Here is a 15,721-nt window from a genome sequence, read left to right as displayed (position 1 = left end):
GATTTGGTCGCATGAAAGAATGGAATTATGAGTGATTTGGCACAGACGGAGCGCTTGGGCGTGTACGTAAGCGTGCCGTTCTGCCGGGCCAAGTGCAGCTTCTGCAACTTTGCATCAGGAGTTTCGTCGGCCGAGCGCATTGCTGAATATGTGCGCAGGCTGTGCGAGGAGATCGATGGCGCTGCGGCGAAGGCGGAGCGGGCTGGAGCGCAACTCCCGAGCCTGGTAGATACGGTGTACTTCGGTGGGGGCACACCCAGCCTGCTCGATCCGAAGCAACTGCGGGACATCTTCGCGGCGTTGCGGCGGCAGTTTACGCTGCAGTCGGATGCGGAGATTACGCTTGAGGCGGCTCCGGGGCAGATTGCGGATGAGGTCCTGGACGAGGCGTTGCGATTGGGCGTTAGTCGCGTGAGTCTAGGAGTGCAAAGTTTTGTGGATCGCGAGAGTGCGGCCGTGGGCCGGACGCACACCGGTGAATCGTGCATGCGCGAGTTTGCGCGGCTCCGTGCAGCAGGGGTGCGGGATATTGGAGCGGACCTGATTGCCGGACTGCCTCATCAAACGCGTGATAGCTGGCGGATATCGCTCGAGGCTGCGTGCTCTTCGGAGCTCACTCATCTGAGTGTGTATCTGCTGGAGATTGACGAGGGGTCGCGGCTCGGCCGCGAGGTACTGGGCGGCGGTGCTCGACTGCATGCACCGGCAGTGGCAAGCGAGGAGCTCGCAGCAGAGATGTATGAGGAAGCCTGCGAACTCCTGCCGGCCTACGGGTTCGCGCAATACGAGATCTCCAACTTTGCGTATGGCGCGCAGCATCAGTCCCGTCACAATCGCAAGTACTGGGAGCGCGCGCCGTATCTCGGGTTTGGTTTGGATGCACACTCCATGCTGTTGCGCGACGATGGAAGGGCAGTTCGATTTGCGAATCCAGACGAGCTCGATGATTACGACGCAGAACTTGCTGTTGATCTGATTGAGATAACCGGGCGTGATGAGTTTGAGGAATCGATCTTCCTCGCTCTGCGGTTGAATGAGGGACTTTCGGTCGGCAATCTGCGCGAGCGGTTCCCACTAGACTGGGTTCGCGAATGTGAGGACCGCGTCCGCGAACTAGCGGGCGACGGTTTAGTGGGTGTCGCGGATGGGCGGTGGTCGCTCACCACGCGAGGCCGGCTGGTTTCAAGCGAGATTTTTGGTGAACTGTTAGCCGTTGTGGCTTGAGAGGTGAAAGTTTGGGAAGCGGAAATGTAATTGATCTACGCAGCGATACAGTGACCAAGCCAACAGCAGCGATGCGTGCGGCGATGGCTGCGGCTGAAGTTGGGGACGATGTATATGGTGAAGATCCAACTGTGAATCGTCTGGAGCAGCGTGCGGCCGGGGTCTTCGGGCGCGAGGCCGCGATCTTTGTACCAACCGGGACGATGGGGAATCAGATCGCGATCCGGCTTCATACGGATCACGGGCAGGAGGTCATCTGCGAGGCGCGATCGCACATCCTCGACTGGGAAATGGCCATGGTGTCCGCGTTCTCGGGTTGCGTGCCACGTGCGGTGGAGGGTGATGGCGGTGTGTTGTCGTGGGAATCGATCCGCCGGGCGATTGCCCCGAAGATCTATTACCGCGCGCCAACGGGACTCATTGCTGTGGAGAACACCCACAATATGGCTGGTGGGACGGTAACTCCGCTGGAGGTTCTGGAAGAGATTTGGGAGGGCGCACGGGACGCCAGACTGCCGGTGCATCTGGATGGAGCTCGCGTCTTCAATGCAGCTGCTGCCTTGGGAGTAGATGTTGCGACGCTCACGCAAGGTTTCGATACGGTGATGTTCTGCTTGAGCAAGGGTTTGGGTGCGCCGGTCGGATCGATATTGGTGGGCTCGCGTGAGGTGATCGAGCGGGCCCGGGTGTTTCGTAAGGCGTTGGGTGGTGGGATGCGTCAGGCGGGCGTTCTGGCGGCCGCGGGACTTATTGCCCTGGAAGAGATGCCGAAGCGGCTCGCAGAGGATCATGCAAACGCGCGGCTGCTCGCAGAAGCGATCGCGCGCTGCGACGGGGCGGAGATCGGTCCCGCGGATGTGCAGACGAATATTGTGATCTTTACATTGAAGCAGGGCAGCGGCGAGAGTGGTGATGCGTCGGCACTTGTCCGCAAATTGCGAGAGCACGGCGTGCTGGCGAGTGCAATTGGGCCGCATGCGGTGCGGCTGGTAACACACTACGACGTAAGTCGCGACGATTGCGAGCGTGCCGCGGCTGTGCTTGCGCAGCTGCTCTGTGGTGCGGCAGTTCAAGCCTGAGACGCGGCGCTCTCCGGAGCGGCGATTTCAAGTGCTGTGGGAGGAAGGAAGACAGACACGGTTGTGCCGTGATTCGTTTCGTCGGTGCGCGATTCGAGCCGGATGTCACCGCCGTGCCGCTGCACGATGCCCTGGCTGACCCACAGCCCTAGTCCGGTGCCTTTCTCACCCTTGGTCGTGAAGAAGGGCTGGAAGAGATGTTTGATCGTGTCGGAAGGAATACCGGGGCCATGGTCGATTACAGAAACGGTCACGCCACTGCGGCTGGAGCGCAAACGCTGGTCATCGGGCGCCGGCGTGCAACGGAGTGAAACTTCGATGACCGACCCTGGCGTGGAGGCGTCCATTGCATTCGTGAGCAGGTTCGTGAAGACCTGTCGCAATTCCGCGGGGTAGCCGCTGATCGTGACATTGTCAGCGAGGTCCTTCTTGAGAGTGATGCCCGCTTGTGTGATTTGGCGTTGAAGCAGGAGCAGAATGCTGTCGAGAAGTTCCTTCAGGTTAAGTTCAATGGGCGTCTTGGATTCGCGGTACATGCCGAGCATAGCGCGGCTGATTTGCGTAACGCGATCGAGTTCCGAACGCGCCAGGTCGAGGAACTCAATATTCTCCTCGGGCGTCGACCCGTTCTTCATCAGATAGAGCAGATTGACAACCGAGTCGAGTGGATTATGGATCTCGTGCGCCAGCGTGGCGGCGAGCCTTCCGGTGACGGCAAGTTTTTCGCTCGCAAGAAGTGCGGCTTGTGTCCGCCGCTGCTGGCTGACGTCCCGAAAGACCATAACGACACCGGCGAGTTCGCCAGAGCGATCGAGAATTGGTGAGCCGCTGTCGTCTATCTGAATCTCTCCGCCGCCTCGACGAAGGAGAACGGCATGGTTGGCGAGTGAAACAGCGCGACGCGTGCGAAGCACGGCATCGACAGGGTTCTCCATAAGCTCACGTGTAGCCTCATCCAGTATGAGGAAGACGTCGCTGATAGGCTGTTGCGCCGCTTCAGCCTGGGTCCAGCCTGTTAGCTGCTCAGCGACCGCATTCAGCAGTTCGATGCGGCCATGCTGATCGCAGACGATGACGCCATCACCTATGGAGGTGAGCGTGGTCCGCAGGCGCTGCTCGGAGTCATATGTTGCTTGCGCGTTCTTGCGAAGAGCGGCGATGGCGCCCTGGAATGCTTGCGTCACCATGTGGAGTCGGCTGCGAGCGAACAGTCCGATCAAAAGACCAATGAGCGCGGCGCAACCAACGATCGCTTCGAGCGTGTGCCGAACCTGATTCTGCCAGTGTTCGACCTCATTCTGACGCTGCATTTTCTGCTCATCGATTAATTCGTTCAGCAGAGCGCGCATTTGGTCCATCTGGTTCTTGCCGCTGAGGTTGAGAGCAACGTCGCGTGTGTCTCCGCCGGACCGGATCAAGCCGATCATCGGAGTAGCGAAGCTGTCCACCCAGGCGCGGTGCGTCGTGACAAACTGGTTCAGCAGACTCGTATCTTTGCCGTGCCGTACGAGGTCCTTCCGGAGGGAGGTCACATCGGATGCGAGGGGAGCCTGTGTCTTCTGAAAAGGCTCCAGAAAAGCTTCGTTCGAGGTGTTCTGGAAGCCGCGCAGCCCGGTTTCCTCGTCAACAGTCTTCGCGAGGATAGACGTTGCGGTAGCGATGTTGCGGTCAGAGTCCCGGAGATCGGTGACTGTCCTCAATGCATTGCCAACCTGCCAGATGAGCGCCCCGGAGACAAGCAGCAGTGCAACTACAGGAAGCAGCAGAGTCTGCAGAAGTATCCGATTTAGCTGACTCAGGTTCACTCGACCGCTCGCAAAGAAAATCGTTCAGGGTTCGCAAAACGGCGATCCAGTCGCCGCAGAGGTGAGTCTTAAGTGCCGCAGACGCCACACTTTAATATTCGCAATAACTAAGAGTTAAGTTGCGAAAAAAGGCGATCGAGTTTCTCCAAAAGCGCAGGTGCCCCTTCACCTTTCGTCATATAGACGTTTACTAACCCGGTAACATCGGACGGGAGCCCGACATAGGCCGATAGCAAAAGGATAGGAACATACGGCTTCTCAGCACGCATCTGTGCGGCCACTTCACCGCCATGCATGCCGGGCATGGCGTAGTCGAGGACAACCGCATCGACGGGATTTTCCCGGAAGAGTGTCAGTCCGGTCCTGCCGTCATTCGCGGTGAGGACGTTATAGCCAGAGCGCTCCAGAAGAAGCTTGCGTACGTGGAGTCCTACCCGCTCGTCATCGACGCAGAGGACCAGGCGGCTTGAATGTGACATATAGCCCTGTGAATCCTCCGGAGCCGTGCGATAGAAGGATAGCACCGGCGCAAGGAAGTTCAGATGTGCCTAAAGGGGGAGGTGCCTAGAAAGTCCAGTGCAACAGGCGGGGAATAAGAGGGTAGTAGAGACCGAGGCCAATGCTACGAGACACAGGAGATAGGTCGCTCTGCACAGCAGCGTAGCGCTCGAGTTGGTCACGGTACTTAAGGAGCTCATCCTGCTCAAATCTTTCAGGAGAACGTGAACCCTGCTCTGTGGTTTTGAAGTCGATGATCCAGATTCGGTCGTCACCGGCGGTCAGGGGAGCCGAGCCCGCGACGAACGTCCGGTCGGCCCGCAGAAGCGAGGAGCCAACCGAGGCAATTGAGTGTTCGTTGACGGCCGATTTGTGGGGCGACAGGATCCACCGGCCGACAGGATCTTCGAGGGCCTTGAGCAGAGCTCTCATCGCACGCTGCGATTCGCGTTGCGCCGATGCAGAGGAAAGACCCTCATTCCGAAGAGCAGCCACGAGGCGCGGTTCCCATGAAGGGATTCTGCCGAGGAGTGTATCGGGAGTATCGCCGGTTGCGAGCATGCTACTCACGAGCTGAAGGAAGCGATGGACTGTGTTGCCGAATGCGCGCACAGTGAATGAGCCCTCCGGGCGTTCGAACGCAGGCGACTGTGGCAGCTCGGAAGCGGGTGTGTAGGGCAGCCTCAGCATGTCCGTGGAGGTGAACCGTGCCAGCGGGTTGAAGGCTAACGGGAGCCGGTGGATGACTGGAACCGCCCGCGTGGCTTCGCCCGCAGAGGCCGCCAGCGCGAGACCTTCCTCGGAAACTGAACCGGATGTAAACGGCAGGAGATTGCTTTGCCGCGTGGATATCGTTGGAATTGCCGCGGGCGCTTCGGCCGAGTTTCCGTGCGCGTGAAAGTGCATCGCGGCCACGGGCCACGCTGCCCGCAGCAGCGTCCCTTCTCCCGGGATACGAGCTGTTCCGTCCTTTTGGGCATCGCAGGCAGCAAAGAGATGGAGTGCTTCGCGAGCCCGCGTGCACGCAACGTACAGGAGACGGCGGAGCTCCGCATTTTCGCGCGACCGCTTAACCCTCGAGATCCATTGGTTCAGGCCCTGGGCCTGATCCCCGCGCGATCCAATCGGAGCCAGCAGGATATGAGCCGCTGCACCATCTGCAGGATCGACCTCAAGCCAGTTCAGTAGCTCAGAGCGGCTGCGATTTGTTGACCGCTCAAGCCCGGGAATGAGCACCACATCGAATTCAAGGCCCTTACTGTTATGGATCGTCAGTAGCTGGACGGCGTTCTCATCGGGCGTACTTTCGGCGAAAAGCTTCGCAAGGCGTGCGTTGAGGACTGCGGTATCGATAGCTCCGTCGCTCTCCTGCTCCAGTTCCCGCAGCACCTCGAAGAAGCGGCGCACGTTTGCCCGGCGTGCCGGCGACAAGCAGGCATCTCCACCAAGGCTCAGCCATGTGCGTTCAACGTGCGCGGCAAAAGACGTTCGGCCGAGCGTGCGTACAGCGCGATCGAGCGTCGTCCATGCCCGCGCCAGAAGCTGCTGGCCGTTTGCACTGAGTTGACCGCCGCGTAAGCCGATCAGTTCTGGAAGGGTCACATCGCGGTCAGCCTCCGGCCCTTCTCCAGTGAGGTGAAGAAGGTCAGCAAGCGCAAGGCCGCACCATGGAGCGCGTAAGACGGCGAGCCATGCGGCACGGTCGGCTGGATGAAGCAGGGCGCGCGTAAGCGCAAGCGCATCCAGCACCTCCGGGCATTCATCAAGGGCATCGATCTGAACTGCGCGGAACGGGATTGGACCTGTGCCACCATCGCGCGACAGCTCGGCGGTTATCGAGGTGAGATGCTTTCGGGCGCGGGCAAGCACTGCGATGCTCCAGGGCTTAGTGCGGCCCTCCGGAAGCGGCTTTGCTCGCCATTCTTCAATAATCCGTCGGATATGCCGGGCTTCACGCTGCATGCGCGCGGCGCGTGGCTCGGCTGTTTTTGTATCGCAGTTGCTTGATAGCGGCTGGTTGCCGAGGATCTCTGGGTGCCACTCAATTGCGAGCGGATGCGCAGACGCAGACCGAATTGCATCCGCGCGCACAAACGGAACCTCAAGTTCTTCGCCCAACGCCTGTGTAGCAACCGCGGTCTGCGGGAAGAGCTCTGAAAACATGCCATTGAATGCCTCAACGAGCGCACCCTGAGAGCGAAAATTCGCGGTTAGCCGCAGCGCTTCCAGCGGTACATCTCCGAGCCGCCGTTCTGCCACGGTTCGAAGAAATCGCTCTACGCGCGCCTGCCGGAAGAGATAAATAGACTGCTTCGGATCACCGACGAGGAAGACAGTCTGCGAGTGACCATCCCAGGAGCGCGTCAGGCGCTCGAGCAGCATGTACTGCGAAGACGAGGTGTCCTGCATCTCGTCGACCAGCAGGTGGGTGAGCCGCGCCCCGGGTGAGTGCGAGAGATCGGCAGCACCATCTTCGGCGGACAGCGCTTCGCAGGCCGCGAGCGCCAACTCGGAAAAGTCGCAGTGGCCAGTCTCGGCAAAAACCACCTTGAGGTGGGCAAGCGCGTGGCGCAGCAACCTGAAGAGTGCCTTCGCAACCCGCCACTGTTCCTCAGGCAGGCGCCCCGGCGGCAACTCACGGATGGCAAGGAGCACTTCGGCCACTCCGTTTGCCTGAAGGTGGTTCACGATTTCCGTGAGGATGCCTCGATCTTCATAAGAGGTATCGAAGCCCATGTAGCCGCTTGCGAACGACTTGCGCCAATCCCCGGCCTGCGTGAACAGCAGGTGTAACAGGGCACGCCAGTGAGCCAGATCACCAGCGCAGGCTTCCGGAGCCTCGAACCTCCCGGCCCAGATTGCAATGGCTGATGGCTTCGTTGGATGAAGCGAGGGCTCGGCTCCGAGCTTGCCCAGCAGAGAAGCCAAGTCGGGCAAGATGGCTCGGTCGATTGTCTCGACAGCGCGGATAGCGCGGTTCAAACCGGCGCAAACAATGGTCTCCAGCGATCGTTCGAGCCGTGGACGTACCTCCGTGTCGAGGTGTTCCTCCGAGATCGACGCACTGTCCAGCGGAACGAGCTCGCCCCATTGCTGACGCTGTTCCAGCATTCGCGCGATCAGCGCCTCACAATCATTCAGGTTGCCGTCCCGGTGCAGAAGTACCGTCTCGAGAGCGCTATTGAGGGCAGCATCGGGTCCGCCGAGCTCGAGCAGGGTCCGGCGCGCGGCTTCGCGATGCAGCGACTCGGCAGACTCTATGGGCTGGTTCGTTCCGGATCCCGAGAGCAGCGGAAGCGTTCGAGCGATCTCGGCACATAACGCGTCGATCGTCCGGATACGCAGTCGTTGAGGTTGATCGAGGAGCCGCCATCCGTGGCGTGCATCGGCAGCGAGGGCGGCCGCCGCAAGCGATCGCGTCTGTAGTTCAAAGCTGCTGGCGTCCTCCGGCAGCGGCTGCCCGTCGGCTGCAGCCTGAAGCTGCTCCAGCACTCGCTCGCGCAGCTCTGCAGTTGCCTTGCGCGTGAAGGTGATCGCAAGAATCTCCTCCGGCTGCGAGATGTCACCTTCCGCGAGCAGTTTCAGATAGCGCTGCAACAGGAGTCCGGTTTTGCCTGACCCTGCAGGTGCCTCGACGATCGCGGAGAGCCGCACATCGAGCGCCCGACGCCGGGCTTCGTGATCAGGCGGCCGGCCTTGATCATCCGGCGGGACCAGATCAAGCGGCGGGAAGTTGAGGAGCTCAGACATCGAACTCCTCCTCGCTCTCGCTCTCCTCGATAGCACCTGCCAGCGCTACGGGGTCCACGCGGCAGAGCATGCGTTGCCGACAGCCCTCGCAATTCACAGTGAAGCTTTTGGGATCGACGTCTGCACGGCCTGCTGCGAAGTTCTCCGCGAGGGTCGTCAGGACAGAATTCCACTCCTCGCGCCGTAGATCGAGGTCGACCAGCTTCTGCCGTTGTTTGGGAAGAACGGTCTGACTGCTTGCCAATCCCTGCCATTTCATCTCAATGCCTGGGCGGATGCGCCCGAATAGCAACGCCTGCAGTGTGCCAGGTTCGCTCAGCAGAGCATAAAGCGGAAGCTGCGGGTCATCGGGGCGTTCACCTTCCCAGTTCGAAGGGTGGACCTTGTAGCCAGTTTTGTAGTCGACGAGTACGATTCCGCCTTCGACCTCGTCCACGCGGTCGGGCTGAACCTTCAGCTGCAGTGGCCCGATCGGAATCGAGGTGCGTTCTTCACGCTTGCGAACCGTGAATGGGCCGCGCTGCAATTCAAAATCCAGCCATCCTAGAAGGAGACGGCGGAGGCGCTCGCGCTGAAGCCGAAGGTACGCCGCATTCCAGCCTGGTGCGGGCGTCGGGAACCTGGAAAACGCGATGTCGATGGCCTCGCCAAGACGGCGCTCACGCTCTTCGTGCGAAAGCGCGCGCAACTCCGCTTGTGACTGCGTGGCACTCCAGAAGCTTTCGAGAGCGCGATGGACCAGGTTTCCGCGCTCGATTGCATTCAGACCAAGCTCGCAAGGATCAACAGTTGTGGAGTTCAGGCGCATCTCTGCGAAGGCAAGGAACCCGCAGGCCGCCTGATGCTTCAGAACGACCGCTCCGCCCCGAAGTTCGGGCGAAGGAAGCGGCGGGAGCGCGGCATCATCAGGCGCAACCTCCTCCGCGATGGGCTCAGGCGGCGCGCTCTCCGGCAAAAGTGAGTCCGCCGACGCGAAAGTGATGCCGATGCGGCTTAGCAGCGGCGAGGACCGCAACGGGCCGCGTTCATCTGAGGCCGCTCTAAGCACAAGCACATTCTGCGTGCGGCGCAACAGAGACTCTGCATGCCGCATCGACCGTTCCGCATCGCGTGCGGGATCGGCGCCGGGAAGACCGAGCTGCTGTTGCAGAGGCCATCCGAGTAGCGGATGCAAACGGGACGGCTCGGGCCACGCTTCATCTGTCGCATGTAGAAGGACGATCGCATCGAACACTGAGCCTTCTGCATCCTCAGGAGACATTACCTGAATGGGACCATGCGCGGCCGGAGTGCTCGCGTGCGAGGACTTCAACAGTTGCTCCAGCGCCTTGACGGCTACTGCGAAGCTGATGCGAGAGCCGCGGAAGTCCAGCGTGGCGAGCAAGTCAAGCGTCGCGTCCCAGGCACCGGCGGCGGCGAACTCAGAGGGCGTCGGGGCCCGATCCCCGGGCCAGTTTGCGGCTCGCAACAAGGTGCGCACCATCTCCGCCCATTCCGCATAGCTTCGTGAAGCCGGCGTCCGCAGCCTCGCTGCAACCTCATTCACCGCATTCAGCCATGCTGGACGAAAGTTCGGAGCCCTGTTCAATCCGGATTGCTGCTGAATGACGCGCGTGAGTCCATCCAGGTCGAGCTCCGGCAAGAGGTATGGTCGACGCCGCAAAACCTGTGAATCGAATCGTGCCGCAGCCAAGAGGTCTGAGCTGGATCCGATAAATGGAGAACGAAGAAGTGCGCTAAGCCGTTCAATAGGAAGCGGACGCAGCAGCAAGTGCAAGAATGCGAGCGCATCCGCAACCATCGGTTGACCGAGCAACGGAGCACCGCCCGTGAACTCCCATGGTGCAGCCGAGTTGTCGGCCTCGATGGGCTGCAGTTCGGGTGCCAGAATCTCTCGAAAGACGGACTCGACCTCAGCCCGGCTCTCTTGCGGCTTTGGCAATAGCACTGCTATCCGGGGGGTGGCTGATTGAGACGCGCCGTCCGAGAAGAACTGCTGAATCCATCGCGCCGCGAAAACGATCTCATCCCGCGACGAGGGAACGACACTGCTGACTCGCGACGGAGCAGACGGTCCGGCCCATTCGATCGCCGCTTCGTCGATCTGCGCGCCGCTCACGCGTAAGCCCTCAATAAGCCCCGCCTGTGCTGGTGTTAGTTCCTCGAATCCCGCCAGGAGGACGGGATCACTCAGGCGCAGAGTGCGAGCCACCGCATGCGCGCGAAGGGCCTCCTCGATCTGTGCGGAGGAAATGCAATTCTCCGACGCGCAGATCTTCCTGAAGCTCTCCGACCAACCCGCGAAAGTTCGGCTGTCGAACGTGGTCGCGGTACTACGGATGCGGCCAGTTGCGCCGTGAGCAGCGGCGAGTGACCAGGCAGAATGCGCGATTTCCGCTAAAGCGTCCGGTGAACTCAGAGTGCGACCGGCGGTCGAAACTTCAATGATCTCGCGCCACAAACTGTGCTCTTGAGCAGGGTTTAGCAGCAGCCGAAGCTCCTGCCCTTGAACCGCAAGGCCCGACCATAGACTGCGCGTCCAGTCCGTCCAAGTCAGAACTCCGGCAGCGTTCCACGCCCGGAGCCCGGCCGCGCGCTGGCGTGCGTCGTAAGCCTGGCGCAGGGTCCGCGACGCTCGCCGGTTTGGTAATACGACGAGAACGCCGCGCGCCAGCGCATCCAACAGATCGGGCTCAGTGACAAACTTCGGCATCCGCGGCGCTTTTGCCCTCTATCCTTTATACGCCGACTTTCACCGAATCTTCGCCTGGCTGCGGAGTGGAAAACGCGTCCGTTGAGCGGAATACCAGGCTCAGAAGAAGCAGCACAATCGCCAGCGTCCAGGGAATCGCCATCGCAATTCTCAGGGATCCTGTCCGGGTCGACAGTACCCCCATCATCCAGGGGAAAAACGCTGCGCCGAGGCCCGAGACGGCCAGGACAAATCCTGCAGTCCGCGCCGGAGGCTGCTTTCGCATCAGCACTGCAAAAGTCGCAGGGAAAAATGGCGCAAGGCCAAGTCCGATGAGGATACAGCAGGCAGAGAGTGTCCAACCGTGATGTGCCCACCCCAGCACCGCGATCATTATGCCTACAAGCAAAAGACCCATACGCTGCACGGCCTGTTCGGTCGCGTGCCGTAATGCAATAGATGACAGTGCGCGGCCGCCCGTCAGTGAGGCCCACATCAGCACAACTCCTGACTGTCCACCCAGCAGACGAAGATCTGAAAACCGCACCGTGAACGTTGTAATCCATGCGGTCAAGCACGTCTCCAGCCCGCCATATAGAAAAAGCAACAGTGCGAAAAACGCGATCGTGCCCGCCGCGAGCGCCCGCGGCTGCTCAGACTCACTCTCGACGTAAGCACCGGAACCCGTATTGCGAGCAACGCCGCCCATCCCGCTGACAAGGTAGAGAGCCGCGAAACACAGCAGCGGATTGCGCAGCCCGAAGCGGGGCACAAATGCACCGACCAGGACGCCGGTGATGACGGCGCCGAAACTCCAGAAGAAATTCAGCGACGAAAGGGCAGACCCGGTATGCGTGCGATAGCGGCGTCCAGTGAGAATGTTCGTCGATGCGATGATCTGGCCCAGCCCGATCCCGCTCACGAACAGAGCCGCACAACCTGGCAGCAGGGAACTCGAAAGTGCGAACGACGTGAAGCCGACGAATGCCAGCAGCGACCCTGCGAAGATCCCCAGACCAAGGCGCCGCGGAACGGTAACGCCACCAAGAAAGGCTCCGACAAATTTGGCCAACAGCAGCAATCCGCTCTGCGCATCCGTCAGGCTCCATGCGTGCGCTACAGACGGAAGCAGCGGGCCGAGCAACACCGTACCGAGCCCTGCAAGCAAGAAATCAACCGCGAGCCACGGCAGCGCTGGGCCCGAACTGATCGCGGATGGTTTGATTTCTTCCGGCAAGAGCACGGCTCCAAAGGCGAGCAGAATCGCGAGTGAAGGTGCGCTCAAGGCGGGGCTGCTGCAACAGCGTGAGCCGCGCCTCCCCGCAGTGGCCGCCGCACCTGGTCGACCCTGTTGAAACGCAGCAAAACCTTGATGCTAGCACGCGACTATCATGGAAGGTGTGAACCGAAGCGCACGACAAAGGCTATCCATGGCAGTTCTTACACTCACTGCCGCCCTCGGCGGAATGGCGCTAACAAGCATCGAGGGCTGCCATCGCACTTCGAGCACAGCGACAAGCACAACGAAGCAATATCCGATCCGCGCGACCGTTGTGGCCGTCGACGCACAGGACGGGCAGGTGACGCTGCAGCATCAAGACATTCCTGGCCTCATGGAAGCGATGACGATGGCATACCCTGTGACGGATCGCTCAGCCTTATCGGAACTGCACCCCGGTGACAAGATTATGGCTACGGTGCTCGCGGACCCGAGCCCGGAGGGCCCTGTGAATCTGCGTGTGAGCGAGATCGTCGTCATCGCGCAGGCGAAGCCCGACTACGTCCAGGCAGTGCAATATCACGTGCCCACGCTGGGTGATGAGGTGCCGAACTTCGCTCTCCTGAATCAATCCGATAAGAAGATCGATCTCAGGCAGTATCGTGGCAAGGTGCTGCTCATGACCTTCATCTACACCCGTTGTCCGCTGGCGGACTACTGCCCGCGCATGAGCCACAACTTCGCGCAAATCGACCAGCAACTAGCCGCAGATCCGAAGCTCTACAACGATACGCACCTGCTCAGCGTCAGCTTTGATCCGACGTACGATACGCCCAAGGTGCTCAAGAGCTATGGCGGCGCATACACCGGCAAGTACTCGAAGGAGACCTTCGACCATTGGGAGTTTGCCGCCCCTAGCGAAAAGGAGTTGCCGAAGATGGAGCAGTTCTTTGACGTTGGCGTAACGCCCGGCGAGAAAGGCACCCTGCAGCACTCACTCGCAACGGTGGTCATCGGCAAGGATGGCAAGGTGATCGCGTTTTACCCGACCAACGATTGGAGCGTCACGACAGTGCTCGATCAAGTGAAGCAGGCTGCGGCTGCATAGGAGAAAACATTGGCAAAGCTGACGATCGTATTTGGCATATTGCTTGGAATCATCGGTGTCGCATATTTCGTCGGCACCGGTAGCACTCATCCGACAGCGCTCATTCCGCTGTGGTTTGGTTTGGCACTCGTCGTCTGTGGCGTCCTCTCGCTGACAGAGAATGCCCGCCGCCGCATGCTCTGGATGCATATCGCTGTAACGATCTCGCTGCTAGGATTTTTGTTTCCGGGATTCATGGCGATCAAGGAGTGGGTCGCCGCCAGCGGTGGTCCACTTGTTCATCCTGCGGCCGTGCAGGAGCAGGCGATCATGTCAGCCGTCTGCCTCGTCTTTACGCTGCTCTGCGTGCGCAGCTTCATCGCCGCGCGACGCTCACGCACTGCTTAGAAGAATTCTTCGAACCATCGCTCTGCGGCTACACTTACACACACATGGGCGGATTTAGACACGGCATCGGTGGGGGCGGCATGAAGGCAGCTGATCGCCCATCACGCAACACCGGCAAAGCAATCGGCGCCGATCTCACGGCAAAGCGGCCGAAGGTGAAGTTTCGCGACGTCTGGCCGGAGATCTGGACGCTCGTGAAGCCGCGCCGCTGGCTCATGGCCGGCTGCTTTTGCATCATGATTGTGAACCGTGCCTGTTCGCTGGTTCTGCCCCTGTCCTTCAAACCGCTCATCGATCAGGTATTCACGCTTGGGCACATGCGGCTGCTGCCCATTGTCGTTGGCGCTGTCTTGTTGGCCACGCTAATTCAAGGTGTAACCTCATACGCCCTGACGCAACTGCTTTCGAAATCCGGCCAGCGCATGATCGCCGAACTGCGGAAGCAGGTGCAGCAGCATGTCGGTCGCCTGCCCGTCGCCTTCTACGACGAGAACCGCACAGGCACACTTGTCGCACGCATCATGACTGACGTTGAAGGCGTGCGCAACATCATCGGTACCGGCGTTGTGGACTTCGTTGGCGGGGTGCTGACGGCTCTCTTTGCGTTCGCATATCTGCTGCATGTCAGCGTGAGCATGACGTTGCTCGCGTTCGTCATCATGACTGCCTTCGCGCTCGTGCTCCAGCGCGCGTTCAAGACCATTCGGCCGATCTTTCGCGAGCGCGCCAAAATCAACGCTGAGGTGACTGGCCGACTCACCGAGTCGCTGGGCGGCGTCCGCGTAGTCAAGGGCTATCACGCGGAGGCGAGCGAAGCCAACGTCTTCGCCGGTGGTGTCGCCCGACTGCTGAACAATGTCATCAGCTCGCTGACCGCGCAATCGCTCATGACACTCTCCTCGACCGTCATTCTCGGTGTCGTCGGTGTAGTGGTCATGTGGATGGGCGCACACCTTCACGCAATCGGCCGACTAACCACGGGTGGCTATTTCGCGTATGTGATGGTTTTAGCCTTCATGACCGCGCCTCTCGTGCAACTTGTCGCGATCGGCACACAACTGACTGAAGCGATGGCCGGCCTCGACCGCACACGCGAAGTGATGAGCGAGCACGCCGAGGACGCTGACCCGAACCGTGCGCACGATGCCGGCATCATCCGCGGTGACGTGCGGTTCGAGGACGTCAGCTTCGCCTACGTCGCCGACAAGCCGGTGCTGCACAACGTCAGCTTCCACTCCCAGCCAGGCACCGTAACCGCTCTCGTCGGTTCCAGCGGCTCCGGCAAGTCCACGATCATCAGCCTGGTCTGCGGATTTCATACCGCGCAATCTGGCGCCGTGCTCATTGACGGCCAGGACCTCGCAACGATCCGGCTCAGCAGTTATCGCCGTCAACTCGGCGTCGTTCTGCAGGAGACCTTCCTCTTCGACGGAACCATTCGCGAAAACATCATGTTCTCCCGGCCGTCGGCGACCGAAGAGCAGTTCCAGCAGGCGTGCTCCATTGCACGCGTGGATGAATTCGCCGAGCGCTTTCCCGAAGGCTACGAGACCATCGTCGGCGAACGCGGCGTAAAGCTCTCCGGTGGTCAGCGCCAGCGCCTTTCCATCGCGCGCGCTATCCTCGCCGACCCGCGCATTCTCATCCTCGACGAAGCCACGAGTTCGCTCGACTCTGAGAGCGAAGCCATGATCCAGCACGGTCTCAGCTACCTCATGCAGGGCCGCACAACATTCGTCATCGCGCACCGCCTCTCCACGATTCGCCGCGCCGATCAGATACTCGTGGTCGAAGAGGGCCGCATCATCGAGCGCGGCACCCATGAGGAGCTTTACGCAGTCGGCGGCCGCTACTTTGACCTCTACACGCGCCAGCACGGTCTCGAGACCAACCTCTTCCTCGCTCCGGGCGAAGGCGACGGTGGTCTTCCTGAAGAAGTCGAGCGCTGATCGACTTTAC

General features: G+C 60.6%; 10 protein-coding genes. 5 read left to right on the top strand and 5 right to left on the bottom strand.

All coding sequences use genetic code 11. The features are described from left to right. Window positions 1-27: 27 nt before the first annotated feature. Window positions 28-1,224, top strand: coding sequence for a radical SAM family heme chaperone HemW (hemW, locus tag VGU25_09490; GenBank protein ID HEV2577430.1), 1,197 nt, complete (start codon window positions 28-30; stop codon window positions 1,222-1,224). Window positions 1,225-1,235: 11 nt separating this feature from the next. Next, window positions 1,236-2,303 carry a low-specificity L-threonine aldolase gene (ltaE, locus tag VGU25_09485; protein HEV2577429.1) on the top strand — a complete coding sequence of 356 codons (1,068 nt, stop codon included), beginning with the start codon at window positions 1,236-1,238 and terminating at the stop codon, window positions 2,301-2,303. Here the strand turns inward: ltaE and VGU25_09480 are convergent. The 5 genes from VGU25_09480 to VGU25_09460 form a co-directional block, all read right to left on the bottom strand. Further along, window positions 2,294-4,108, bottom strand: a complete 1,815-nt coding sequence (locus tag VGU25_09480; protein ID HEV2577428.1) for an ATP-binding protein — start codon at window positions 4,106-4,108, stop codon at window positions 2,294-2,296. The genes ltaE and VGU25_09480 overlap by 10 nt on opposite strands. Window positions 4,109-4,215: 107 nt before the next feature. Then, window positions 4,216-4,587, bottom strand: coding sequence for a response regulator (locus VGU25_09475; protein HEV2577427.1), 372 nt, complete (start codon window positions 4,585-4,587; stop codon window positions 4,216-4,218). Between the two features lie 85 nt (window positions 4,588-4,672). Next, window positions 4,673-8,356, bottom strand: coding sequence for a UvrD-helicase domain-containing protein (locus tag VGU25_09470; protein ID HEV2577426.1), 3,684 nt, complete (start codon window positions 8,354-8,356; stop codon window positions 4,673-4,675). After that, window positions 8,349-11,069 carry a PD-(D/E)XK nuclease family protein gene (locus tag VGU25_09465; GenBank protein ID HEV2577425.1) on the bottom strand — a complete coding sequence of 907 codons (2,721 nt, stop codon included), beginning with the start codon at window positions 11,067-11,069 and terminating at the stop codon, window positions 8,349-8,351. Before VGU25_09465 ends, VGU25_09470 begins: the two co-directional genes overlap by 8 nt. A 25-nt stretch (window positions 11,070-11,094) precedes the next feature. Beyond that, on the bottom strand, window positions 11,095-12,333 hold the full coding sequence (locus VGU25_09460; protein HEV2577424.1) for an MFS transporter: 1,239 nt from the start codon (window positions 12,331-12,333) through the stop codon (window positions 11,095-11,097). A gap of 145 nt (window positions 12,334-12,478) precedes the next feature. Between VGU25_09460 and VGU25_09455 the strand changes: the two genes are divergently transcribed. The 3 genes from VGU25_09455 to VGU25_09445 all read left to right on the top strand — a co-directional run bounded on the left by VGU25_09455 (window position 12,479) and on the right by VGU25_09445 (window position 15,711). Further along, complete coding sequence (locus tag VGU25_09455; protein ID HEV2577423.1) at window positions 12,479-13,375, top strand: SCO family protein; 897 nt, start codon at window positions 12,479-12,481, stop codon at window positions 13,373-13,375. Window positions 13,376-13,384: 9 nt separating this feature from the next. Beyond that, window positions 13,385-13,762 carry a hypothetical protein gene (locus tag VGU25_09450; protein HEV2577422.1) on the top strand — a complete coding sequence of 126 codons (378 nt, stop codon included), beginning with the start codon at window positions 13,385-13,387 and terminating at the stop codon, window positions 13,760-13,762. An 80-nt stretch (window positions 13,763-13,842) separates the two neighbouring features. Further along, a complete protein-coding gene (locus VGU25_09445) occupies window positions 13,843-15,711 on the top strand; it encodes an ABC transporter ATP-binding protein (protein ID HEV2577421.1) in 1,869 nt (622 codons plus the stop codon). Window positions 15,712-15,721 lie beyond the last annotated feature (10 nt).

Source organism: Acidobacteriaceae bacterium, assembly GCA_035944135.1.
Lineage (GTDB): Bacteria > Acidobacteriota > Terriglobia > Terriglobales > Acidobacteriaceae > Granulicella.
Note: the sequence above shows the minus strand (reverse complement) of the source record. Positions and strands in the feature narration are given on the sequence as shown.

What these genes read in the sequence shown, in the direction of transcription:
- hemW (HEV2577430.1), top strand. Translation starts at nt 28, where the DNA reads ATGAGTGATTTGGCACAGACGGAGCGCTTGGGCGTGTACGTAAGCGTG.
- VGU25_09475 (HEV2577427.1), bottom strand. Translation starts at nt 4,587, where the DNA reads ATGTCACATTCAAGCCGCCTGGTCCTCTGCGTCGATGACGAGCGGGTA.
- VGU25_09470 (HEV2577426.1), bottom strand. Translation starts at nt 8,356, where the DNA reads ATGTCTGAGCTCCTCAACTTCCCGCCGCTTGATCTGGTCCCGCCGGAT.
- VGU25_09465 (HEV2577425.1), bottom strand. Translation starts at nt 11,069, where the DNA reads ATGCCGAAGTTTGTCACTGAGCCCGATCTGTTGGATGCGCTGGCGCGC.
- VGU25_09455 (HEV2577423.1), top strand. Translation starts at nt 12,479, where the DNA reads ATGGCAGTTCTTACACTCACTGCCGCCCTCGGCGGAATGGCGCTAACA.
- VGU25_09445 (HEV2577421.1), top strand. Translation starts at nt 13,843, where the DNA reads ATGAAGGCAGCTGATCGCCCATCACGCAACACCGGCAAAGCAATCGGC.